This window comes from Shinella zoogloeoides (genome assembly GCF_030733845.1).
Lineage (GTDB): Bacteria > Pseudomonadota > Alphaproteobacteria > Rhizobiales > Rhizobiaceae > Shinella > Shinella zoogloeoides_C.
In genome coordinates, this window is the sequence record NZ_CP132311.1 from 3107786 (window position 1) to 3132090 (window position 24305).

At 65.5% G+C, this 24305-nt stretch carries 20 protein-coding genes; 7 read left to right on the forward strand and 13 right to left on the reverse strand.

The features are described 5' to 3' along the window. The first annotated feature begins 10 nt into the window (after window positions 1–10). Window positions 11–1219: an amidohydrolase gene (locus tag Q9316_RS16255; RefSeq protein ID WP_306032616.1), complete on the forward strand. Its 1209-nt coding sequence runs from the start codon at window positions 11–13 to the stop codon at window positions 1217–1219. Between the two features lie 160 nt (window positions 1220–1379). Here Q9316_RS16255 and Q9316_RS16260 read toward each other — a convergent pair whose 3' ends face one another. The 5 genes from Q9316_RS16260 to Q9316_RS16280 all read right to left on the reverse strand — a co-directional run bounded on the left by Q9316_RS16260 (window position 1380) and on the right by Q9316_RS16280 (window position 7094). Continuing rightward, on the reverse strand, window positions 1380–2363 hold the full coding sequence (locus tag Q9316_RS16260) for a phosphotransferase enzyme family protein (protein WP_306032617.1): 984 nt from the start codon (window positions 2361–2363) through the stop codon (window positions 1380–1382). Between the two features lie 4 nt (window positions 2364–2367). After that, entirely contained in the window at window positions 2368–3651 is a 1284-nt protein-coding gene (locus tag Q9316_RS16265; RefSeq protein WP_306032618.1) for an aspartate aminotransferase family protein, read from the reverse strand. Window positions 3652–3829: 178 nt separating this feature from the next. Continuing rightward, window positions 3830–5185 carry an aspartate aminotransferase family protein gene (locus tag Q9316_RS16270; protein WP_306032619.1) on the reverse strand — a complete coding sequence of 452 codons (1356 nt, stop codon included), beginning with the start codon at window positions 5183–5185 and terminating at the stop codon, window positions 3830–3832. Between the two features lie 11 nt (window positions 5186–5196). After that, window positions 5197–5841, reverse strand: a complete 645-nt coding sequence (locus tag Q9316_RS16275) for an HAD family hydrolase (RefSeq protein WP_306032620.1) — start codon at window positions 5839–5841, stop codon at window positions 5197–5199. Continuing rightward, window positions 5838–7094 (reverse strand): Tm-1-like ATP-binding domain-containing protein, encoded by a 1257-nt coding sequence (locus tag Q9316_RS16280; RefSeq protein WP_306032621.1) that lies wholly within the window; start codon window positions 7092–7094, stop codon window positions 5838–5840. Before Q9316_RS16280 ends, Q9316_RS16275 begins: the two co-directional genes overlap by 4 nt. A 439-nt stretch (window positions 7095–7533) precedes the next feature. On the opposite strand from Q9316_RS16280, the gene Q9316_RS16285 reads away from it, so the two are divergent. Then, window positions 7534–8160: a TerC family protein gene (locus Q9316_RS16285; protein WP_306032622.1), complete on the forward strand. Its 627-nt coding sequence runs from the start codon at window positions 7534–7536 to the stop codon at window positions 8158–8160. 41 nt (window positions 8161–8201) lie between these two features. Here the strand turns inward: Q9316_RS16285 and Q9316_RS16290 are convergent, their stop codons facing one another. Next, complete coding sequence (locus Q9316_RS16290; RefSeq protein WP_306032623.1) at window positions 8202–9680, reverse strand: aldehyde dehydrogenase; 1479 nt, start codon at window positions 9678–9680, stop codon at window positions 8202–8204. A gap of 58 nt (window positions 9681–9738) precedes the next feature. Next, window positions 9739–11190 carry an APC family permease gene (locus Q9316_RS16295; protein WP_306032624.1) on the reverse strand — a complete coding sequence of 484 codons (1452 nt, stop codon included), beginning with the start codon at window positions 11188–11190 and terminating at the stop codon, window positions 9739–9741. Between the two features lie 230 nt (window positions 11191–11420). Between Q9316_RS16295 and Q9316_RS16300 the strand changes: the two genes are divergently transcribed. Beyond that, on the forward strand, window positions 11421–12179 hold the full coding sequence (locus Q9316_RS16300; protein WP_306032625.1) for an IclR family transcriptional regulator: 759 nt from the start codon (window positions 11421–11423) through the stop codon (window positions 12177–12179). Here Q9316_RS16300 and Q9316_RS16305 read toward each other — a convergent pair. Beyond that, window positions 12176–12640 (reverse strand): Lrp/AsnC family transcriptional regulator, encoded by a 465-nt coding sequence (locus Q9316_RS16305; protein WP_306032626.1) that lies wholly within the window; start codon window positions 12638–12640, stop codon window positions 12176–12178. The genes Q9316_RS16300 and Q9316_RS16305 overlap by 4 nt on opposite strands. A 126-nt stretch (window positions 12641–12766) precedes the next feature. Here Q9316_RS16305 and alr point away from each other — a divergent pair, with 126 nt between their 5' ends. Beyond that, entirely contained in the window at window positions 12767–13900 is a 1134-nt protein-coding gene (gene alr, locus Q9316_RS16310; RefSeq protein ID WP_306032627.1) for an alanine racemase, read from the forward strand. Between the two features lie 27 nt (window positions 13901–13927). Further along, window positions 13928–15178, forward strand: coding sequence for a D-amino acid dehydrogenase (locus tag Q9316_RS16315; protein WP_306032628.1), 1251 nt, complete (start codon window positions 13928–13930; stop codon window positions 15176–15178). Window positions 15179–15206: 28 nt separating this feature from the next. Here the strand turns inward: Q9316_RS16315 and Q9316_RS16320 are convergent, their stop codons facing one another. From Q9316_RS16320 to Q9316_RS16330, 3 genes are read right to left on the reverse strand one after another with little or no spacing between them, the layout of a single operon-like run. Next, entirely contained in the window at window positions 15207–16157 is a 951-nt protein-coding gene (locus tag Q9316_RS16320) for a hypothetical protein (protein ID WP_306032629.1), read from the reverse strand. An 11-nt stretch (window positions 16158–16168) separates the two neighbouring features. Then, on the reverse strand, window positions 16169–16849 hold the full coding sequence (locus Q9316_RS16325; protein WP_306032630.1) for an iron-sulfur cluster-binding protein: 681 nt from the start codon (window positions 16847–16849) through the stop codon (window positions 16169–16171). Between the two features lie 5 nt (window positions 16850–16854). Then, on the reverse strand, window positions 16855–18426 hold the full coding sequence (locus tag Q9316_RS16330) for an AbgT family transporter (RefSeq protein WP_306032631.1): 1572 nt from the start codon (window positions 18424–18426) through the stop codon (window positions 16855–16857). A gap of 297 nt (window positions 18427–18723) precedes the next feature. Between Q9316_RS16330 and Q9316_RS16335 the strand changes: the two genes are divergently transcribed. Then, the gene (locus Q9316_RS16335) at window positions 18724–20691 is read left to right on the forward strand and encodes a methyl-accepting chemotaxis protein (RefSeq protein WP_306032632.1); all 1968 of its coding nucleotides are present in this window, start codon (window positions 18724–18726) and stop codon (window positions 20689–20691) included. 185 nt (window positions 20692–20876) lie between these two features. Here Q9316_RS16335 and Q9316_RS16340 read toward each other — a convergent pair whose 3' ends face one another. Continuing rightward, the gene (locus tag Q9316_RS16340) at window positions 20877–21317 is read right to left on the reverse strand and encodes a hypothetical protein (protein ID WP_306032633.1); all 441 of its coding nucleotides are present in this window, start codon (window positions 21315–21317) and stop codon (window positions 20877–20879) included. Window positions 21318–21449: 132 nt separating this feature from the next. Next, window positions 21450–22958, reverse strand: a complete 1509-nt coding sequence (locus Q9316_RS16345) for a winged helix-turn-helix domain-containing tetratricopeptide repeat protein (RefSeq protein ID WP_306035335.1) — start codon at window positions 22956–22958, stop codon at window positions 21450–21452. A gap of 115 nt (window positions 22959–23073) precedes the next feature. Here Q9316_RS16345 and Q9316_RS16350 point away from each other — a divergent pair, with 115 nt between their 5' ends. Continuing rightward, a complete protein-coding gene (locus Q9316_RS16350; RefSeq protein ID WP_306032634.1) occupies window positions 23074–24255 on the forward strand; it encodes an MFS transporter in 1182 nt (393 codons plus the stop codon). The last annotated feature ends 50 nt before the right edge of the window (window positions 24256–24305 follow it).

The following is a 24305-nucleotide window of genomic DNA, read 5'->3' on the forward strand; positions in this document are numbered from 1 at the left end:
GAGAACAGCCATGGCCAGAGACATTCTCATCCGCAACGCCCGTCCCCTCGGCGGCGCGCCGGTGGACCTCGTCATTCGCGACGGCTGCTTCGGCACGGCCGGCGGCGCGCTACCGACGCAAGAGATCGACGCGGCGGGGCATATCGCGCTGCCCGGCCTCGTCGAGGCGCACACCCATCTCGACAAGACGCTGATCGGCATGGACTGGTTCGAGAACCGCGTCGGCCCGACCCGCAACCATCGCATCCTCGCCGACCGCAAGGCCAAGCGTGAACTCGGCATCGATGCGCGCCGGCAGTCCGCCCGGCAGATCCTGCAGACACTGCCTTTCGGCGTGCTCGCCATCCGCAGCCATGTTGATGTGGATACGGAAATCGGCATCGCCAATATCGAAGGCGTGCTCGAAACCCGCGAGGCGCTGCGCGATCTCGTGGATGTGCAGGTCGTCGCCTTCCCGCAGAGCGGCATGCTGCCGCGCGAGGGCACGCTCGACCTGATGGATGCGGCGATGCGCGCCGGCGCCGACATTGTCGGCGGCATCGATCCCGCCACCATCGACCGCGACCCCGTGCGCCATCTCGACGCCATCTTCGCGCTGGCCGACCGGCATGGGAAACCGATCGACATCCACCTGCACGAGCTTGGCGAGCTCGGCGCCTTCTGCCTTGAGCTCATGATCGAGCGCACCCGCGCCCTTTCGATGCAGGGCCGCGTGATGGTGAGCCATGCCTATTGCCTCGGCATGCTGGAGCCCTCCCGCCAGCAGGGCCTGATCGAGGCGCTGGCGGCGGAACGGATCGCGGTGATGACGGTCGGCAGCCCCGCGGCCCCTGCCTTGCCGCTGTGCCTGATGCGGCAATGCGGCCTCACGGTCGCCTCCGGCTCGGACGGCATCCAGAACACCTGGGAACCGTGGGGCAACGGCGACATGCTGGAACGGGCCAAATATCTCGCCCAGCGCAACGGCATGACCAACGACGCCGACCTTGCCGAGACCGCCCGCATCTGCACTTTCGGCGGTGCCGAGGCCATGGGCCTTGCCGGCTACGGCCTTTCCGATGGCGATGCCGGCGATCTCGTCCTGGTGCCCGCCCGCACGCTTGCCGAAGCGGTCGCGCTGACGCCGCAAAAGCGCACCGTCATTCGCCGTGGCCGCATCCTCGGGCGTGATGGCGTGCTAGTCGAAGACCTTTTTGCCGACGCCAAAACACATGCGTGAAAGGCGAAATATCGCATACAATAATGGCTTAGAACTGGCCTTCGAGCGTGCGATCTCGACACCGGATGCAGGAAGGCCGCAGAGGGAACGATGGAGATCCGCAGCGCAAAAACTTCCCGCATAACCGGCTCAATCCCGCGGAGGCCGTCATATGTCACTTTTATTTGCCGGACACCTCTTCCTCGGCAAGGGAACGCACGTCGGCGAGATAGCGCTGCAGGCGCGCGGCATTGTCGGGAAGATCGGGCCGCGCTGCCGCCCAGCCGATGTAGGTGAGCGCCCGCAGCAGCAGGAACAGCGGCAGGTGCTCGACGGACGCGCTCGCCTGCGGCCGCACAGTCATGTAGCCCTCCAGCAGCGCAGCGCGAAATGCTGGATAGTCCGGTTCGCGGCGGTTGCGCAGCAAGGTCGTCGCGAGGTCGAACAGGCGAAAGCCGAAGCCGCAATCGTCGAAATCGATGAAGGCGACCGCGCCTTTGCGCACAAAAATGTTCTCACGCACGATATCGGCATGGATCAGGCCGTAGTCGAGGCTCGGCGCGATCGCCGCCAGCCGGGCGGAAAGCGTCGCGCGAAGATCCGTCAGGTAGGCCGCGTCTTCGGCCGACAGCGCCGGACAATCCCAGAACCGCCCCCAGAACGGCGTATCGCCAAGGAGGCCGGCTGCGTCCCAGGCCGGGCGCTCGAAACCCGGAGGCTGCCGGAAGGCATCGGCCGCGCCATGCAGAAGCGCCATCTCTCGGCCAACGGCACGGAAGATCGCGGGCAGGTCGCGGCCCTCGCCGGCTAGGGGAATACCGGTCTCCCCGAGCGGCTCGCCCTCCACCCAGCCGATCAGGTCGGCATAATACGGCCCGTCGCCGAAGGCCACCAGCAGCGCGCCGCTGGCAGCCGGGATCGGCTGCGGCACGGCCAGCCCCCTGTCGCGCAAACTTGCCATGAAGGCGAGTTCGGAGCCGAGCGCCGCAGGCGAATGATAGGCAGGGCGGTGCAGCCGGAGCGCGGCGGGCTCGCCCCAGGCCAGCCTCACCTTGAAGACCGCGTTTTCGCGGTACTTGATGAGCTCCGGCACCTGATCCGGCAAATCCCAGTGGGAAAGCGCGGCGATGGCCCGGGCCGTCAGGGTTGCGACGATGCCGTCCATCGGCTCAAAGCCCGGCCAGCACGTCGTCGAGCGTTGCGAGCATCAGGTCGGCATTGTCCTTCGAGAAAGGCATGGGCGGGCGGATTTTCGTGGCATTCTGATGGATGCCGAGCTTGCCCATCAGCACGCCGCGTTCGCGCATGCCGTTGATGACGCGGGTGGCGACATCGGATGCCGGCGTTTTCTCCTCCCGGTCGAGCACCAGTTCGGCGCCGAAGAACAGGCCGCTGCCGCGCACATTGCCGATCAGCGCATGCTTTTCGCCAAGCTTCTGCAGGCCCGCGCGGGCATAGGCGCCGACGTGAAGCGCGTTCTCCTGCAGCTTTTCCGCCTCCAGGACGTCGAGCACCGCCATGGCGGCTGCGCAGGAGACGGGATTGCCTCCGAACGTATTGAAGTAGCGGAAGGCCTTGCGGAAGGCGTTCAGCGTCTCGCTCCCGGCGACGACCCCGCCGACCGGATGGCCGTTGCCCATCGGCTTGCCGAGGGTGACGATATCGGGAACGATGCGCGCCTTCTGGTGGCCCCACATATGGCTGCCGGTCCGGCCGAAGCCGGGCTGCACCTCATCGCAGATGACGAGACCGCCGGCTTTTCTGACCGCCGCGACGGCGGGAGCGAGGAAGTCTTCCGGAAGGTCCGGAAATCCCTCGTTGGCGAAGAACGGATCGATGATCAGGGCGGAAAAGCCGAAGGAACTTTCCGCGAGCGAGGCGATCGCCTCCTCCACTTTCGCCGCCCAGGCGTTTGCGAAGGCTTGGCCGCCCTCCCCGCCGAGCGGGCGGTAGGCGTCCGGGGCCGGAACATGGCGCACATGGCCGCCATAGCCGCCGACCGGCGGCATGCGGGTCGAAAGCTGCGACACCGCCGTCGTGTTGCCGTGATAAGTGAAGTCGGTCGCGATCACCCCGGTCTTGCCGGTCACCGCCTGCGCCATGCGCAGCGCCACGTCGTTCGCCTCGCTGCCGGTGCAGGTGAGGATCGCCGAGTCGAGGCTCCTGTCGAAGGTAGACGTCAGGCGCTCGACATAGTCGAGGATGCCTTCGTGCAGGTAGCGGGTGTGGGTGTTCAGCATCGAGGCCTGCCGGCAGATCGCCTCCACCACATGGGGATGGCAATGGCCGACATGCGGCACGTTGTTGTAGCAGTCGAGATATTGCCGCCCATCCGCATCCCACAGCCACACGCCCTCGCCCTTCACCAAGTGGACCGGATCGTGATAGAAGAGCGACATGTTGCGGCCGAGCAGCTTTTCACGGCGGGCGCGCAGGGTTTTGGTGTCGGTCATCGGCATACCCCCCTTTGCCCTGCCGGGCATCTCCCCCTCAAGGGGGGAGATTGGATGGAGCACTGTTTCGCCCGTCTCCAGCGCTGCTGTCTGAGTGAGGTTTGCGCCCCTTGCCGATCTCCCCCCTTGAGGGGGAGATGCCCGGCAGGGCAGAGGGGGGTGGCAACGCCCATCGCCCTCACCCCTGAGCCGCCGAAAGCCCGGCATCCAGCGCCGAGACGATCTTCTGCACATCGGCAGCGGTGATGACGAGCGGGGGGGAGATGATGACATTGGCGCCGGAAGTGCGGACCATGACGCCGGCCTCGTAGGCGGTGTCGTAGACCCTCTGCACCACGTCCTTGGCGGCGGGGCTCTTCCTGGTATGGTCGGAGACGAGCTCCAGCGCCGCCATCAGCCCCAGGCCGCGCACGTCGCCGACAAGCTCGTGCTTTTCCTTCAGCCCTTCGAGGCCCGCCATCAGTTCGACGCCGCGGGCGGCGGCGTTGGCAGCGGTGTTGGCTTTCGCCGTCTCCTTCAGCGTCGCGAGCGCCGCCGCCGCGCCGACCGGATGGCCGGAATAGGTGTAGCCATGGCCGATGGCGCCGAAACTGTCCTTGTTGCTCTCGAAGACGCTCGCCACCTTGTCGCAGATCATCACCGCGCCGAAGGGGAAGTAGCCGTTGGTGATGGCCTTGGCGGTCGTCATCATATCGGGTTTCACGCCCCAGCCGCGCGAGCCGGTCCAGGCGCCGGTGCGGCCGAAGGCGGTAATCACCTCGTCGGCGATGAGCAGGATGCCGTGCCTGTCGCAGATGGCGCGCATCAGCGGCATGAAGGTCTCGTGCGGCACGATCACGCCGCCCGCACCCAGCACCGGCTCCATGATGAAGGCCGCGATGGTATCGGCGCCCTGGAAGGCGATCTCGTCCTCGAACTGGCGGGCGATGGCCGCGGCGATCTCGGCCGGGTCGGTCGTGTTGAACGGGTTGCGGTAGGGATAGGGCGCGGCGAGATGGAAGACGCCGGGCAGCAGCGGCTCGTAGTTGCGCCGGAAGTTGGCGTTGCCGTTGACCGAGGCGCCGCCGAAATGCGTGCCGTGATAGCCTTTTTTCAACGCCACGAACTTGGTGCGCTCCGGCTGGCCGTTGATCTTGTGGAACTGGCGGGCGAGGCGCAGCGCCGTTTCCACCGAATCCGAGCCGCCCGAGGTGAAAAAGGAGCGCGTCAGCCCGTCTTCCTTGAAGAATTCCGCAAGTTCATAGGACAGTTCGATTAGCGGCGAATTGGTCGTGCCCCGGAAGGTGGAATAGTAGGGCAGCGCATCGAGCTGGTCGCGGATCGCCTGCTTCACCGGCTCGCAGGAATAGCCGAGATTGACGTTCCACAGGCCGCCCACGGCGTCCAGCACCTTGTTGCCGTGGATATCGACCACCTCGACGCCCTCCCCCGCATTGATGATACGCGGCGGCTTGGCCTGCATCTCGGCCGGGTGCGCCATGGGATGCCAGAGGTGGCGGGCGTTATTCTCGATCAGGAAGTTAGAATCGCGCATGGGATGTCCTTTCAAATTCCAAGCATTTTGAGTGCCTGCGCATAGCTTTCCGCAGGCCGGGTCACGTCGAAATGCACATGGGGAAGGTTCACGGCCGCCGCGCCCTCGATGTTCTTCTTCTGGTCATCGACGAAGACGCAGTCGGCGCGCTCGAGGCCGAGTTCGGCAAGCACCTGCTCGTAGGCGCGCGGATCGGGCTTCAGGATCTTCGTGTAGGTGGCATCGACGATCACGTCGAAAAGCTCGATGAGCGGAAAGCGCTTACGGAACTCCACGCCGTAGAAGAGGTCGAGCTCATTGGAGAGGATGGCGAGCTTCAGTCCCGCTTCCTTTGCCTTGAGGATCGCGTCGCGCGCCTCGGGGCGCAGCACCAGTTCCGCATCCGCCCCGCGCGCCCGCTGCACGAAGGTCTTCATGTCGGTCCAGTCCTCGCCGAGCAGCGCGCCGACCTCGCGGGTGCGCGTCATCCAGTAGTCGCGTTCGGTGATTTCGCGCGCCTGCATCGACACCCAAAGCGGATCGGTGGAAGGGTCGAACGGACCGCGCCAGGTGAGCGAACCGGCGGGCAGGCCCAGCGCCCGCTCGGTGATACCGTGCGTTTCGAACAGCGTGCGGGTGACGACCCCGCCGAAATCGAGGATAAGCGCTTTGGTCATGCCGGGCGGCCCTTCTCGACGATACCCTCGGCGACCCAGCGGTCGAAGACCTCCATCGCCCTGAGAGCGAATTCCGGGGCGTTGATATGGGCATCCACCTCTTCAAAGGCGGCCGAAGACGGCACCGCCTTGCGCATCTCCTCCAGGAAGGCGTCGAGCGCCGCCGGCTCGTGCAGCGGCTCACCCTGCCGGTCCCACTCCTGGATGCCCTGCACCGGCAAAAGGAAGGCAACGGGCGCGGTGGCGCTTTTCAGCTTGGCGGCCACGATATGCGCCACCTCCCTTCGCTGCTGCGGCGAGACGGTGACGGAGGCGATCAGCCGGTTGTGGGCGTGGTAGGGCCGGCCCTCGAAGCGGGCGGGCGTTTCCTGCCAGGCGGGCATGTCCACCATGTCGACCGCGCCGGGCGCGACGATCTGCGGAATGCCGGCGCGGCCGGCATTTTCCAGGCGGTCCGGCCCCGAGGTGACGACCGAACCGTTTTCCGCATTGGTGACTTCCTGGATGCAGAAATCGAAGACGGCAGCGAACTCCCTGCGCGCTGCGACCGCCTCGTAGGCCCGCCCGCCCATGCCGGTGGCGTGGAAGACCGCGACGTCATAGCCGCGTTTTTCCAGTTCCGGCTTCAGCACCTTCATGTATTTGAGGCAGGAGGAGCCGAGCGAGGTCATGCCGATCAGCGGGCGCGCGCCGCCCGGCTTCTCGACGGCCTTCGCCGCCCCCACGACGGCGCCCGCCGCTTGCGACAGCACCGCCCGGCAGATCGGGTTCAACCCGTAGAGCCCGCCCGCCCACAGGATCATCATCAGGTCCGGCGCGATGCGCTCGGGCGGCAGGAGATGGGAATAGGCAATGGTGGAGACGATGAACTTCGGCACGCCGAGCGGCAGCACGGCGGCGACGTCAAGCGCAAGATCGGTGCCGAGCGAGCCGCCGAGCGCGATCATGCCATCCACCTCTCCGGCATCGCAGAGCCCGCGCACGATCTCCACCGCACCCTTCGACATCGATGCCATGGCGGAGTTCTCGTCGCCGCTGTCGAGAATGGCCGTGATGGTGGTGCCAGCGGCGGCGGCGATATCGTGGCGGGAACGATCCGGCACATAGGGCGGATCGCCGAGAATGCTGACATCGATCATGACCGGCATGCCGCCCGCCTTGCCGATGACATCAGCCATGAACAGCAGCTCCTCGCTCTTGGTGTCGCCGGTGCCGATCACCACAATCCGGGGCAGACGGGCGCTTGCGCTCATCAACCGTATCCTCCTCGTTATCTTGCAGGCATCCTTCCGGGCCGACCTTCATCAAGCCCAGTTCCGATCGGACACCTCCTCCGGCGTCGGCGAACGGACGATACTTAACATGCGAATTAACTTGGCAGGAAGCGATATATATTGCAAGTCTATATTTGAAGCTATGGTTCATATAATGAACCAAAAAATCGATAAGACGGTGACTGCCATCCCGCCGTTGGCCCGCACCGATATCTATTTGCAAGCGAGCAACCTTTCAGCGCAAGACCGGCCCGGCCACAGCAACCCTGAGAAAATCGAGCTATGACGGTGCAATCGCGCCGGGAGGGCGCCACCGCCCTTGCAAAACGCGAAAGTGAAGCGGTAGTGATCGAAATGGTGGTGGCGCGCCGTCGGTACGCCCCGGGGACAGCCGAAGCATTTCTGAAGGTGGCAAAACATGGAAATTTTCACAGCAGCCGGTTTGACGGCGCTCTTGCAGGTCATCGCGATCGACCTTGTTCTGGCCGGCGACAATGCCGTGGTCATCGGCCTAGCGGCGGCGGGCCTTGCGCCCGAGCAGCGAAAGAAGGCGATCCTCGTCGGTATCGTGGCGGCGACCGTGCTGCGCATCATCTTCGCGACGGTCGCGGTGCATCTTCTCGCGATCATCGGCCTCTTGCTCGCTGGCGGCCTGCTGCTGCTTTGGGTGTGCTGGAAGATGTGGCGCGAGCTGCGCAGCGGCGGCCATGAAGAAAGCCTGGACGGTTCGTCGGCCGAGGGGGCCCCGAAAAAGACTTTCTTCCAGGCCGCAACGCAGATCGTCGTCGCCGATATCTCCATGTCGCTCGACAACGTGCTGGCCGTCGCGGGCGCCGCGCGCGAGCATCCGAGCGTTCTGATCATCGGCCTTGCGCTTTCCATCGCGCTGATGGGCATCGCCGCGAACTTCATCGCGAACCTGCTCAACCGGCACCGCTGGATCGCCTATGTCGGTCTCGCGATCATCCTCTATGTCTCGCTCGACATGATCTATCGCGGCACGCTCGAAGTATCGCCCTACGTTTCCGCGGCATTGATGCACTGAGCGCCAGGGCAGGCGGGCCGCGGAACGGCCCGCCTGCCGGTTCAGAGCTGGATCCAGGCCGTTTTCAGGTCGAGATATTTTTCCAGCGCGTGCAGCGACTTGTCATGGCCGTTGCCGGACTGGCGCACGCCGCCGAGCGGCACCGTATTGTCCGCCCCGCCATAGGTATTGACGTGCACGACGCCCGCGCGGATGCCGCGCACCATGCGGTGCGCCCGCGAAAGATTGGACGTCCAGACGGCCGAGGCAAGGCCGTAGTCGGTGCCGTTGGCGATCGTCAGCGCGTCTTCCTCGGTATCGAATGGGATGATCGAGAGGATCGGCCCGAAAACCTCTTCGCGGGCGAGCGTCATGCCCGGCGTCACGTCGAAGACGGTGGGCTCCATGTAATAGCCGCCGGTCTCCGTGAGGATGCGCTTGCCGCCGGTGCGCAGCCTCGCCCCCTCGGCAAGCGCCTGTTCGGCGAAGGCGAGGTTCTTGCCGAGTTGCGCCTCGCTGGAAACGGCCCCGGCCTCGGTGGTCAGCAGCAACGGATCTCCGACCGTCATCGCCGCGGCGATGCCGGCCACCTTCTCCGAGAATTCTTCCACGATGGATCGCTCGACGAGGAGGCGCGAGCCCGCGACGCAGACCTGCCCGGAATTGCGGAAGATGCCGTAGGCCGAGACCTTTGCCGCCTTGTCGAGATCGGGCGCGTCGGCAAAGACGACGTTCGGCGACTTGCCGCCGAGCTCCAGATAGACGCGCTTGAGATTGGAACGCGCCGAATATTCCAGCAGCCGCCGGCCGACCGGGCCGGAACCGGTGAAGACCAGCACATCGATATCGGGGTGCAGGCCCATCGCCTCGCCGGCGACGGCGCCGCGGCCGGTGACGATGTTGAACACGCCCTCCGGCAGCCCGGCTTCGGCGCAGAGTTCGGCAAGGCGCAGCAGCGTCAGCGAGGCGGCTTCGGCCGGTTTCAGCACGACGGAATTGCCGGCGGCCAGCGCCGGCGCGATCTTCCACGCGCCGATCATCAGCGGGAAGTTCCACGGCACGATGGCGCCGACGACGCCGACCGGTTCGCGGTGGACGAGGCCGAGAATATCGCCGGCCGTGGGGGCGATCTCGCCGTAGACCTTGTCGATCGCCTCGCCATAATAGCGGAAGCTGCCGGCGGCGCTGCCGGGCTCGGCCTTCAGCGCCATGGAGATTTCCGTGCCGTTGTCGCGCACGCCGAGAACGGCGAGCTCCAGCGCATGTTTTTCGATCAGCTCGGCGATCCTGAGCAGCACCTTCTTGCGCTCTGCGGGCGCGGACTTTGCCCAGCGGCCTTTCTCGAATGCAGCGCGGGCGGCTTTTACGGCCCGGTCAACATCCGCCGCCCCGGCATCGGCAATCGTCGTCAGCTTGCGCCCGTCGATCGGCGAGACGACCTCCAGCACCGCGCCCTCGGCCGCCTCCCGCCAGTCGCCGTCGATGAAGAGCGACTGGGCCGGGACGGTGCGGCTGCGGAGCGCTTCGATCTTTTCCTGCATGATGTTCCCTCGAAAGGAGGAATGACGCGCAAAAGCGCGTCATCCAGTCAAGCTGTTCTTACACTTCCCGTCCGATGCCGAGCCGGGCGAAGGCACCGGCATCGCCTGCCCGCAGGCGAAGGGCGCAGAAGAGGCCGATGACTGCCGCGATCAGCACCAGGCCGGGCAGCAATACGGCAAGTGCTCCCTCCGCCCCGGCGAGCGCGCCAAAGTTCACGGCGATATAGACCACAAGAGCAAGGAGAATGAGGCCCGTCAGCACCGGCAGGACCGTCGTGACCAGCTTGTTGCCCTCAAGACCGGGATTGCGGCCGAAGAAGGCGACGATGGAAAAGGCCGTCAGCGCCATCAGCAGGATGATCGCCAGCGTGCCGACATTGGTGAGCCAGGAGAACAGCGCCAGCACCGGGTCCTGTCCCGTGAAGGCGAAGAGCGCGACGACGAGGACCGCGATCACCGTCTGCACCACGGAGCCGGCATGCGGGCTCTGGAACACCGGATGGGTCACGCCGAGCGCTTTCGGCAGCAGTCCCTCGCGGCCGGCGACGTAGAGATAGCGCGCGACCCCGTTGTGGAAGGCGACGACGCCGGCAAACAGGCTGGTGATGAACAGGATGCTCATGACCGTGGTGATGCTGCCGCCGACATACCGGTCCGCCAGCCCGAAGAGGAAGGTGGTGGGATCGGCAAGGCCCTGGATTTCCGGCACCAGCTTGTCGACGCCCGCCCCGTTGACCATCAGCCAGGAGGTGAGCATGTAGAACAGGCCGATGATCAGCACGGAGATGTAGGTGGCGCGCGGCACGGTCTTTTCCGGCTCGCGGGCCTCTTCGCTGTAGATGGTCGTCGCCTCGAAGCCGATGAAGGCGGCGAAGCAGAACAGGATGCCGATGGCCGGCGTGCCGCTCAGGAAGGCGGACGGCGTGAAGGGCGCGGCAGAAAGGCCGCTGTCGCCGCCCTGGAACAGGATGGCCGCATCGATGACCAGCACGACGAGATATTCGAGTACCACCAGCACGGCGAGCACACGCGCCGAAAAATCCACCCGGCGATAGCCGAAGACCGCGACCAGGGCGATGCCGATATAGGTCCAGACCCACCAGGGTAGGTCGAGGCCGTAGCCGGCGAAGAAGCCCGCGGTGGCGGCGCCGAACAGGCCGAAGACGCCGATCTGCATGGCATTGTAGGCGAGGATCGCGATCAGAGCCGCCGCGCCACCGGCAAGCCCGCCGAGCCCCTGCGCCGTATAGGCGTAGAAGGCGCCGGCATTGCTGATGTGGCGGGCCATGGCGACATAGCCGACCGCGAAGAGCAGCAGCACCGCCGTCACGAAGGCGAAGGTCAGCGGAATGCCCGGCCCGTTGCCGAGCATCATCGACAGCGGCACGCCGCCGGCGACCGCCGTCAGCGGCGCGGCCGCCGAGACGACGAGGAATGTCACGGCCCCGACGCCGAGGCTGTTCTTGCGCAACTGGTTCGCGCCGCCCGGCGGCACGGTCTCATTGGTCATGATCTTGCTCCCATCCTGGCGATGCCGAACTGGCTCGCGCCCTCCTGTGCCGTGCGCAAAGGCCCGGCGGTTCCCACTGCAAAACCCGCTTGCGGTTCATTATTTGAACCTCTATTTTGATTATAGATTTGCAAAAGCCAGTTCCGCCGTCAAGTTATTTCTCATGTTAAGTATCTCGGGAAATTCCTGACCACGGCAGGGCACGAAACCAAAAAGACAAGGCGAGACGAATGAGCACGATCGGAAAAGCCCTGACCCTCCTCGACGTCGTTTCCAGGCTCGACAGGGACACGGGTCTCACCGACCTCGCCCGGCTTTCCGCGCTGGACAAGGCGACGGCGCGGCGCCTCCTCGTGGAGTTGGAAAAGCACGGCTTCGTGGAACAAGACGGCGAGACGCGCAAATACCGGCTGGGCGCCGCGCCCGTGCGCCTTGCGCGCATCCGCCAGGCGCGCTTTCCCTTCGTCGCCGTGGCCGCACCCTTCGTCAAGGCGCTCGCCGACGCGGTAGGCGAGACCGTTCACCTTTCGGAATTCTCCGGCGGGCGGCTTGCCACCATCCATGTCGAAGATTCCACGCAGGCCCACCGGGTGATCGTCGATGTCGGCGCGGCCCTGCCCTTCCACGCCACCGCCTCGGGTCTCGCCTTCCTCGCCTTCCTGCCGCAAGGCGAGATCGACGAGGCTTTGGCGCGGCCGCTGGCGCGCTTCTCCCCGCAGACGGTCACCGATGCCGATGCCCTGCGCGATCTTCTCGGACAGACCGTGGAGCGGGGCTTTTCCATCTGCCGGCAGGGTTTCGAAATGGGCGTCATCAGCGCCGCCGCCCCGATCGTCGCCCCGAACGGAAGGCCGGCCGGGGCGCTTGCCGTTGCCGCGCCGATCGCCCGCGCGGATACGGCCAAGATGCTCGACATCGGCGCGAAGGCGGCCACCGCCGCCCGCGGCATCGCGGAAAAATACTACGGTACGAGCGCTGACGGCGGCTAGCGCCGGCCTTTCGGCCGCGTCGCCAGCACGTTGCGGATCGCAAAACTCGAATGGATGCGCGAGACCCCCGGCATGGCCGAGAGGATTTCCTTGTGGATGCGCTCGAACTCGCCGGCATTGGCGACCTCGACGCGCAGCAGGTAATCCGAGCCGCCCGTCATCAGGAAACACTCTCGGATTTCCGGATGCTTGCGCACCGCCGCCTCGAAACGGTCGAGATGGTCTTCCGTCTGCCGCTCCAGCGTGATGTTGATGATGACGGCGATGGTGGATTCGGCATTGCCTGCGTCCACCAGCGCCGTATAGCCGCGGATGACGCCGGCCTGTTCCATCAGCTTGATCCGCCGCAGGCAGGCCGAGGGCGAGAGGCCCACCTCGGCGGCCAGGCTCGCATTGCTCATGCGCGCGTCGAGCCGGAGGAGCCGAAGGATATTGCGGTCGATCGCATCAAGCGCAGCCATGGCAGATCATTCCAAAAATTCGCCGTTCCTTTCAAAAATCATGGCTGGACACAACAATCAAGCGCTCTTTCATCAGCAATTTCGTGATCCTTTCAATAGGCTCCATCAAACGCGGGGGGATCGCCTATGGATGGCATGACACAGGAAAACCGACAGGGCGAGGCGACCCGTATGGGCGGCGCATCGGGCTATCTGACCATCGATCTGGCGGCTCTTGCCCGCAATTACGAAAGGCTGGCGGCTGAGGTTTCCCCGGCAAAGGCGGCGGCCGTCGTCAAGGCGGATGCCTATGGGCTCGGCGCCGACCGGGTGGTGCCGAAACTCTATGCGCAGGGCTGCCGCCATTTCTTCGTCGCCCAGTTCGTGGAAGCCCTGCGCCTGCGGCCGCTGCTTCCCGCCGATGCTGCCATCTTCGTGCTGAACGGCCTTCAGCTTGGCAATGAATTTGCCTCGGCGCGCGATGGCATCGTGCCCGTGATCAATTCACTGGAGCAGTGGCGGCAATGGGCATCCGCCGCAAAGGCGCTCGGCCGCACCCTGCCCGCGGCACTGCAATTCGACACCGGCATGTCGCGGCTCGGCGTGCCGCCGGAAGATCGGGCGACGCTTGCCGACCTCGTGAAAGCGGAAAACGGGATCGATATCCTCTTCGTCATGAGCCACCTCGCCTCCGCCGACGATGCCGGCAGCGAGCAGAACGGCGACCAGCATGCCGAGATGGCCCGCATCGCAGCCGAATTTTCCCAGTTCGATACCTGCTTCGCCAATTCCGGCGGCATCTTCCTCGGCAAGGCCTATCACGGCGTGCTCGCCCGCCCCGGCGTCGCGCTCTATGGCGGCGCCCCAACCGCCGGGCGCGCCAATCCGATGGAGCCGGTCGTCAGCCTCGATGTCGCCGTGGTGCAGACACGCACGGTGCCGTCGGGCACGCGCGTCGGCTATGGCGCCAGCCATGTCACGACGCATGAAACGCGGCTCGCCACCATCGCCGCCGGCTATGCGGACGGCCTGCCGCGCAGCCTGTCCGGCCGCGGCGCCGTCTATTGCGACGGCATCCGCCTGCCGATCATCGGGCGCGTCTCGATGGACAGCATCATCGTCGACGTCTCCGCCTTGCCGGAAGGCCGCCTCACGCTCGGCAGCCTGGTGGAGGTGCTGGGTCCGCACCAGACGCTGGAAGACGTCGCACGCGACGCCGGCACCATTTCCTACGAGATCCTGACGGGTCTCGGCCATCGATACGAGCGGAACTACCGCTGAACTCTCTTCTTTCCCCGTGAGGATATCATGAAAGTCATCGTTCTCGGCGCCGGCATCGTCGGCGTCACCTCGGCCTACCAGCTTGCCAGGGCGGGCCACGAGGTCACGGTCGTCGACCGCCAGCCGGGCCCGGCGCTGGAGACCAGCTTCGCCAATGCCGGCGAGGTCTCCTTCGGCTATTGCTCGCCCTGGGCCGCACCCGGCATTCCCATGAAGGCGATGAAATGGCTGTTTATGCAGCATGCGCCGCTGATCCTGCGCCCCAAGGTCGACATGGCCATGCTGTCCTGGATGGCGCAGATGCTGCGTAACTGCACCTCCGCCCGCTACGCGCTCAACAAGAGCCGCATGCTGCGCCTTGCCGACTACAGCCGCCTCTCGATTGCCGCCCTGCGCGAGGAGACCGGCATCGCCTATGACGAGCGCATGCAGGGCACGCTGCAGCTCTTCCGCACGGAGGCCCAGCTCGACGCCTCCGCCAAGGACGTGAAAGCGCTCGCCGCCGACGGCATCGCCTATGAAGTGCTCGACCCCAAAGGCTGCATCCGCGTCGAGCCCGCTCTCAGGCATGTGCGCGAGAAGATCGTTGGCGGCCTGCTGACGCCGAAGGACGAGACCGGCGACTGCTTCAAGTTCGCCAATGCGCTGGCGGAGAAGGCAAAGGCCCTCGGCGTCGCCTTCAATTACGGCAGCATCATCCGCGGCCTCGACGTGGAAGGCGGCCGCGTCACCGGCGTCGTCACCGCGCATGGCAGACTCCAGGCCGACGCCGTGGTCGTGGCGCTCGGCAGCTTCTCGCCGCTCCTCGTGCGCCCGCATGGCATCCGCCTGCCGGTCTATCCGGTCAAGGGTTATTCGCTGACCATCCCGATCACCGACGCCTCGCGCGCGCCGGAATCGACCGTGATGGACGAGACCTACAAGATCGCCATCACGCGGCTCGGCGACCGCATCCGCGTCGGCGGCATGGCGGAGATCTCCGGCTATACCAACGATCTCGGCGAGCCGCGCCGCCTGACGCTGCAGCATTCCGTCACCGATCTCTTCCCCGGCGGCGACGTATCGAAGGCGAGCTTCTGGTCCGGCCTTCGCCCGATGACGCCGGACGGCACACCGGTGATCGGCCCGACGAAGGTCGCCGGCCTCTTCCTCAATACCGGCCACGGCACGCTCGGCTGGACGATGAGCTCGGGCTCGGCTCGCGTCATCGCCGATCTTGTTTCCGGCCGCAAGCCGGAGATCGACGCGACGGACCTGGCGGTCGCGCGATACGCCTGACGCACCAACGAGCGGCGCATCGCGCCGCTCAGGCCTCCGGCGCTGCCTCGACGCGGGCGCAGCCGCGGATTTCATCGAGCGAGCGCACGCCGAGCCTTTCGAGCGTCGCGTGGAGATCGTCGAGGAGGCGCGGGAAATAATCCGGCCGGCTCATGCTGGCGGCGCCGATCTGCACCAGATGCGCGCCCGCCATGATGAACTCCACGACGTCCTCGGCCGTCGTGATGCCGCCCGAGGCGATCACCGCGCGCCTTGCCACGCGCGAGGCCTGCACGCAGCGCCAGAGCGCGAAGGGTTTTACGCCCGAGCCGGAATAGCCGCCAAAACCGGTCGAGCCGCAGACGAAGGCACGCCGCTCGATATCGATGCGCGCGCCGGGAATGGCGTTGAACAGCACAGTTCCATCCGCCCCGCCGCGCTCGGAGGCCGAGACGAAGTCCTCGATGATCATCTTGGCCGAGGTCGCCGCCTTCGACCAGAGCAGCACCTTGCCTTCCGCCGCGTCCGACAGCGCACGGAACATGTCCGCGTTGTTGTCGGGATTGTCCCAGTAGGAGGGTTCGTCCCGCCCGGCATAGGGGAAGTTGCCGTTGACCTCGACGCCGGCGATGCGTCCGCTCTCCACGCAGGCACGGATCATCCCGACGAGCTGGGCGCGCGTCGGCGCCTTGATGTTGACGAAGACCGGGACCTCTTCCGCCGGCAGGCGCGGCAGCACCTCGGCGATGAAGCGCTCCAAAGTCATGTTGTTGATGCCGAAGGCGGAAAGATAGCCGCTCTCGGTATGGGCGAAGCGCCGGCAGCGGTTCGGCTCGCCCTGCCAGGGCAGGAAGGAATTCGCCACCACCCCACCGAGCCGCGTGATGTCGAAGGCGCCCAGGTATTCGACGATGTTGCCGAAGGTGCCCGCAGCCGTCATGACCGGGTTCTTGAAGGTCACGCTGCCGGTGCCCATCGGTACGGTTACGGAAAGGTCCATGCCGGCCATCCTCAAATGAAGGGTGCGGAAGCGAACCGGAGGCGCACAAGGTCCACCCGTTCAAGCGCAAACCACGGGCCGAGGCGACAGCTCGCCTCACCATCCTTGCTGTCCTTCACGTTGACATGACAGCTCCGGCAGGCGCCGATGCCGCAGCTCATGTCCATACTGGCGAAGATATAGGGGTTCGCGCCGGGAAACGCGGCGGCGAAAGCCTGAAGTCGCGCCGGCTCCAGCGCGAGGAAGACGGACGACCAGTCCCTTCCTTCCGTAAGGCCGTTGCGCAATTCGTCCCAGAGGTCGATGCCATCCCCTTCCACGAGCAGCGTGGCGCCACACTGCTCGAAGGGCGCGATGCGGTAGAGGAACGGCCGGGTGGTCACGACGAGCGATCCCGAGCCAACGGAAACGGCAGGCGTTTCGTTCGACCAGACCGTCAGCGCATCGCCGGCGTCCGGTGCGAGATCGTCGGGTTCGAACTTTGCGACCAGCGCCGCCGTGTCGGACGAGGCCGTTTCGACCGTCGCGATGCGACAGCGCGGCGCGTGGCGGCCGTCCTCGGAGAAAAACACGGTCTGGCCCGGCCGCACATCGCCGGCGAGGCCGGAAACCGCAAGCCGCAGCCAGCGGCGCGCACCGTCGCGCCGCATCTCGTCCAGGGCCAGAACCACGACGTCACGAAGGAGCTGCATGGCGGTCACCGCGCCATCAGCGTGACGCCCGGCCCCGGCGGCAGGTCGAAGAGCACCCAGAAGACGAGCTGGATCACCAGGACGCCGAGGATGGCGAGCGCATAGGGCATGGCCAGCATCAGCGGCGTTCCCACCTTCACCGCTTCCGTGCCCTTCGGCCGCCACTTGTTGAGCAGGCCAATGACGAGGATGAGGAAGGGATTGACCGGGCAGATGGCATTCAGCGGCGCATCGCCGATGCGATAGATCATCTGCGTCGCCGCCGGGCTGTAGCCGAGTGCCAGCATCAGCGGCACGAAGATCGGCGCATACATGATCCACAGCACGCTGCCGGAGATGATGAAGAGGTTCGATACCGAGACCAGCAGCAGGAAGAGGAAGATCGCGACGCCCGGCGAGGCTTCGATGCCCTGCAGCATCACGACGCCGTAGCTGCCGATATATTCGCCGATATGGCTGTCGTTGAAGAGCTTCAGGAAGATCACCGCCGCCGCGGCGACGACGAGGAAGTAGGACATGGACGAAATGCCGTTCTTCATCCATTCCGCCGCCTCGCCGAGCGATTTCATCCGGCCGGCGAACCAGCCGTAGACGATGCCCGACAGGGCGAAATAGAGCGAGATCAGCACGACGATGCCGCCCATGAAGGGCGACTTGGGCACGATCTGCCCGCCCTCGCCGCGCAGCGCGCCGCCTTCCGGCAGGACCATGGCGAGGATCGCGCCGAGATAGACCAGCGTGAAGATGCTGGCCGCCAGCAGGCCGCGGCCCTCACGGCCTTGACCGGCCGCCGCCTCGTCGACGACTTCCGGCTCGATCTCCAGCTCGCCGACCTGGTTTGGTGCCAGCTTCGACGGCGCGAAGAAATAGGTGACGACCAGCATGGCGGCCGTCGCGGTGAAGGCGCTGAAGGCGTTGAAGTACCAGTTCATGATCGGCGAGACATTCGCCGCCGCGTCCGGCGGCAGCACGCTCGCGGTGATGCCGGAAAGCACCGTATCCGTCTGGTTGATGACGAGCGAGGCGGAGAACCCCGCCGTATTGCCGACGAAGACGAGGATGATGCCGAGCCAGGGATTGAGCCCCATCTGGTAGAACAGGGTCGCGGCAAGCGGCATCAGCACGAACATCGCCGCGTCGCCGAAGATGTCACCGTTGATCGCCAGGAACGAGACGACCGCGATGACGGCGAATTTCGGCACCCGGCGCAGCAGCGCCCGGATGACCGAGGACAGGAAGCCGGAATGTTCGGCCACCGAAATGCCCATCATCACGACCAGCGTGAGCGCGATCGGCGGGAAGCCGACCAGCAGCTTCGGAAACTCCACGAGAAGATCGGCGAAATAGGACGCGGTGAGGATGTTGGCGATCGCCACGGTCTTCATGGCCGCCTGTCCCGTGGCGGGATCGACCGTCGAGAAGGTCAGCGATACCCCGGCTCCCGCCAGCGGGAGGGACGCCAGCGCCGTCAGCGCGGCAAGCGCCAGCAGCAGCGTGAACGGCTCCGGCAGCCGGTTGATGATGGCTTCCAGCCTGTCGAAAATGTTGCTGCCCTGCTTTTCCGCCGTTCCGTCCATCGTCCACCTCACCCGTTCCCGAAAAGGGACCCCGTTGCCTTCGTTATTTCGCAAATGACAGGAAAAGGGAAGATATTGTCGACACAATGCCCCATGCTTTGCATGCATATGCCCGCAATCATGCGGGCGCGAACTCGCATAATCGCACACATGATTTCCCAGCGCCTCGACGAAGAGCCATGGCGGAAGGCTCGAAAACAGCGGCTTTCACCCTCGAAATTTGTGAACAAATTTAAGCGAAACCTAACGATCTGCACGTATTCACGAGGTCAGTTTCTCCACGATAGGCAGCGGCTCATGCGAAATATCCCGATCATCGGCAAATTCCTCGTCATTCTCTGCGCGTTCGGCCTCTTCGTGGCTGGCGTGACGGCGTTCAGCACCTCGCGCATATCCTTCATCGACTCGTCCTATTCCTCGCTGCTGGAGGAAGACTCCCAGGCGACGCTGATGCTGGCGCGCGCCAGCCGCAGCCTGGTTTCCGTGCGTTCCGCCATTGCCGATATCCTGCTGTCGCGCGAGGAGGACGCCAAGAAGGCCGCCGTCGCGGACATGAAGTTGAGCGAAGGCTTCTTCACCAAGCAGATGGACACCGCAATCGCCGCCGCGCCGTCCAATGCGCGGATCAAGGCCATCAAGGCCGACGCGCTCAATGCGCTGAACAACAATTGCGGCCCGCTGATCGCTGCTGCGAGCGTCGCCTTCGGCGAAGCGGATGTCGACCGCACGCAGGCCGATTTCGCCGCCGCCTGCCGCCCCGCCTTCACCGCCGTCATCGCGGAGATCACCGACGAAATCGGCAAGATCACCGCGGCGACGGAAGCCCGCCATGCGGCGCTCGGCGAAACCACGCAGGCGACCATCCTGACGACCATCCTCTGTGTCGTCGTCGGCCTCGCCGTCATCCTGATCGCCGGCTTCTTCGCCGTGCGCGCCTGGATTTCCCGGCCGCTGAACACGCTCTCGGCAACCATGACGACGCTCGCCGGCGGCGATCTCGACATCGCGATCGCCGAAACCGGGCGGCGCGACGAAGTCGGCGGCATGGCCCGCGCCGTACAGGTCTTCAAGGACAACGGCCTGCGCACCCGCGCGCTCGAAGCCACCTCGGCGGCCGAACGCACCGCCACCGAAGCCGAACGCGAGCGCAACCAGGAGGTCGACCGCGTGCGCACCGCCGCCATGGCGCAGGCGACCGGCGGCCTCGCCGAGGGCCTGAAGCGCATGGCTGCCGGCGATCTCGCCTGCGAGCTGATGCAGTCCTTCTCGCCGGAATTCGAAAGCCTGCGCCAGGACTTCAATGCCGCCGTCGGCCAACTCCGCAGCACGCTGCAGGCCGTCTCGGATGCGACGGGCTCCATCGACAGCGGCTCGCGCGAACTGAGCCAGGCCGCCAACGATCTCTCACGCCGCACCGAACAGCAGGCGGCCGCCCTCGAGGAGACCGCCGCGGCGCTGGACGAGATCACCGCCAATGTCTCCCAGTCTTCGAAGCGCGCCGAAGAGGCCCGCAGCAAGGCGCTCGAAGCCAACGGTTCCGCGCATCACTCCGAGCGGATCGTTTCAGAGGCTGTCACCGCCATGCAGCGCATCGAGGCGTCCTCCGGCCAGATTTCCAACATCATCGGCGTCATCGACGAGATCGCATTCCAGACGAACCTCCTGGCGCTGAATGCCGGCGTCGAGGCTGCCCGCGCCGGCGAGGCCGGCAAGGGCTTTGCGGTCGTGGCGCAGGAGGTGCGCGAACTTGCCCAGCGCTCCGCCCAGGCCGCCAAGGAGATCAAGGAGCTCATCCGCCATTCCGCCGGCGAGGTCGAAGGCGGCGTGCGCCTCGTCACCGAGACCGGCGAGGCGCTGAAGGTGATCAACCAGCACGTCATCGACATCAATGCCCAGCTCGACGCCATCGCCCTTTCGGCGCGTGAACAGTCGGTCGGCCTTGCCGAGGTCAATGCCGCCGTCAACCAGATGGACCAGACGACGCAGCAGAACGCCGCCATGGTCGAGCAGTCGACCGCGGCTAGTGCATCGCTGGCGACGGAAGCCGACCGACTGCGCCAGCTCGTCGGCCAATTCCAGGTCGGCGGCGCGGCCGCATCCGGCGCAGGCCGCACTTTCGCACCGGCACCGGCCCGCTCGCACCTGAACGTGGCCACTGGCGCCTCGCTTCACGTCGCCTCGCCGGCCAAGCGCATGGTCGGCAAGCTCGCCAGCGCCTTCGGCAGCGCCGCTCCGGCCGCCGAGGCCGGTTGGGACGAGTTCTAGAGTTTGTCAGGGAAAAGTGGGAACCGGTTTTCCCGAAAAGACAAACGAAAACAAAAGAATTTAGAGCATGTCTGGTTCAATCTGAACCTGACATGCTCTAGGCAAAAACCGCATCCACCGAGGAAGGCCGGTATACGGCCCGGCCAGCCTCGGTGGAAACCATGCCCCTATCCATTGGGCAGCCGTCAGAGACCCGCATCGTCGTGGACAAGTTCACCGGTGAACCCGCACGCCGCGCCATGATAGCCAATGCAGCCGCTGCGCTCTTCCAAGAGCAGCTTGCGACCTTCGGCGAAGGTCAGGCCGATCTCGCAATAGCGCTCCTTGAGGCCGGGAGACGTTGACTCCGGATCGTAGGATTCGTTCTCGACGAAGAAATTGCCACCCTTCCTGTCGAGCTTCACCTCGCCGTCGATGCCGCCGCCGCAGCCCGGAATATCCCCCTCCATGGCGACGGTGGTTCCGATGGAAATCTTGTAGATATCGTCCTGGACATGCGTGAGGTCCACCGTCAGGTCGCCCTCTCCCTGGCCCGACCAGTGCCCCTCGACCTGGTTCGGATCCTGCGCGAAGACGGGCAGAACAGCAAAATTGAGCGTGACGGCAATGAGAATGGGTTTGAACATGTGGTCTCCAAAACGAAAATGAATCGCGGCCCGTCCACGCCGGGCCACACCTGAACTTTCCATATGTGCCGACCGGCGATCAAGTCGAGCAGCCGGCTTTGTTTTCGCAGCCCTCTTGGAAATCCCGTCCGCTCACGCCGGAAGACCAGCCTTGCGAAAGCCGTCGACGAAATGCGCAAGCGTCGCCGCATCGCGGACCGGCTCCGTCTCGGCCCAGTGGCGGATCGAGAAATCCGGATTGCCGACGAGAAACAACTCGGCCTCGGCGCGAGCCTCATCGAGCCGACCCATCCGGGCAAGGCTTGCCGCCAGGAAACGCCGCGAGCTTGTCCGGTAGGTCTCGTCCCGGCGCAATGTCTCGACGGCGGCCTCGTAGGCGCCGGCCGCATATTGCGCCTGGCCGAGCACCAGAAAGTACCAGCTTGCTGGAAACGGGTTCAGCCGGAACGCCTTGCGGATGTGCTCGAGGCCCTCCTCGATACGCCCGGCCAGCACCGCGATGTCGGAAAGCGCCGCGAAGGCGTCGGCCTCGTTCGGGTCGAGTTCGATCGCCCGGGCAAATTCCGCGTCCGCCGCGGCGAATCTGCGGTCATAGGCAAGCAGGTAAGCCAGGACCCAGCGGCAGCCCGCATCGTCGGGATCGAGCGACACGGCCCTTTGTGCCAGTTCCAGGGCGGTGTTGCGGGACTCATCCGTTGGTCCGCCGGAATGCACCCAGCCCATCCAGTGGTTCATGGCAAGCCAGCGGCAGGCGTCCGCATAGTCCGGATCGAGCGACACCGCGCGGGTGAGCATAAGATGCGCTTCCTGCGCCATCTGCGGTGAATCATCCATCAGCCTGCGCGCCCGCATGCAGAGATCATGGGCTTCGAGATTTTTCGGCCGGTTGCGCGGCGGCAGCGCACGGATCCGTCCGAGCAGCGCCTCCACTATCCTGGCCGTCACCTCGTCCTGAACGGCGAAGATATCGTCGAGGCCACGATCGAAGCGCTCGGCCCACAGATGATCGCCGCTTTCCGCATCGACCAGTTGCGCATTGATGCGCACGCGCCCCGCGGCACGCCGCGCACTTCCCTCCAGCAGGTAGCGCACGCCGAGGTCCTCGGCGATCGCGCGCACGTCCATCGCCTTTCCCTTGTAGGCAAAGGCCGAATTGCGCGCGATGACGAAGAGCCCGGAGATCCGGGAAAGGTCGGTGATCAGGTCCTCGGTCAACCCGTCGGCGAAGGCTTCCTGATCCGGATCGTTGCCGACATTGACGAAGGGCAGCACGGCGATCGATGGCTTGTCGGGCGGCGGCAAAGGCTTCTTCTTCGTACCCTTGAGCCGTTCGCTTGCCCTCGTAAAGCGGTAGCCGACGCGCGGAACCGTCGAAATCCACTCGCTGCCGTCCACCGCCCGGCCAAGCAGTTTCCTGAGCTGCGCGATCTGAACGGTAAGATTGCCTTCCTCGACCGCCATGCCCGGCCAGGCCGCATCCATCAATTCGGCCTTGCCCAGAATTTCACCGGGCCGCCCGACGAGCGCCGCAAGCAGCCTCAAGCCGCGATGACCGATGGCAACGGGCTCATCGTTCCGAACAAGCGTTCCCACCCCTGGATCAAGCACGAACGGACCAAAGGCAAAACGCGATCCCTGCATGGGCGCATCTATAGTCGGTTCGCATGCTTTTGAGAACTTTTTGGAAGCACTTAAGGACGGGCGGCTACCCCATCGCGCAGAATCCATCCTCTTCGACGTCCAGCGGGAGGTCTGCATGATTTCGGAAGACACGATACCGGTGCGGGGCAGGCCCATCCCGTGGGGCGCGATGGCGGGCATCATAGCGACTGTCACGGTCTTCGCGGTGGCACAGGGGCTAACCTATCCGCTGCTCAGCTTCATTCTCGAGCGGCAAGGCACCACGCCCGGCCTGATCGGCCTGTCGGCGGCAATGACGCCGCTGGGTTTCATCGTCTCCGCCCCCTTGATTCCGGTGCTGGCAAGGCGTGTCGGCGCCGCACGGCTGGCGATCCTGTGTTCGATCCTCGCCGCGCTCACCTTGATCGCCATCGCCTGGACACAGGACATCCGGGCCTGGATGCCGCTGCGCTTCCTGCTCGGCGTCTTCGCCAATCCGCTTTCCGTGATCAGCGAAACCTGGCTGGTCGCAATCACGCCCGCCGAACGCCGCGGGCGTATCATGGGCCTCTATTCGTCGCTCGTTTCCGGTGGTTTCGCCCTCGGCCCGCTTTCGCTCCATCTGGTCGGAACCGAGGGTTGGCTGCCTTTCATGATCGGCATCGCGGCCTTCCTCCTGTGCGGCCCGATCGTGCTTGCGGTCGTGCCGCGCCTGCCGAAGATGCCGCAGGAAGGCGAGGCGGTATCGGTCGGCGGTTTTTTCGCGCTGGCGCCACTTCTCCTGCTCGCCGTTTTCGTCGCCGCCTCTTTCGAGCAGACCCTGCTGACCCTGCTCGCGGTCTATGGCGCGGCGCTCGGCAGCACCGAACGGCGCATCGCGACGCTCATCACCTGTTTCGTCGCAGGCAATGCCTTGCTGCAGGTCGTGCTCGGGCGCATGGCCGAGCGGCTTGGCTCGGCGCGAACCATGCTGTTCTGTACTTTGGCTTCCCTCGCCGGCTGCCTCCTGCTGCAGGCGGTCTTCGACACCTGGCTGCTCTGGCCGGTCGCCTTCCTCTGGGGCGGAGTGTCGTTCGGGCTCTACACCATGGCGCTGATCCAGCTCGGCGAGCGTTTCCGGGGACGAGCCCTGATCGCCGGCAACGCGGCGTTCGCCTTGTTTTGGGGCGTCGGCGGCATCGCCGGCTCACCCGCGACGGGATTGGCGATGCATCTCATCGGTCACCAGGGGCTGCCATTCGTCCTCGGCCTGCTGTGCTGCATACTGGCAATCTTCCTGCTGGCGGAACAGCGACATCGTGGCTGGACAACCCGCTGACAACCTCCACCACTTCCGGCGCAAAGCCGGCTTCGGGCAGCGACTGCTCA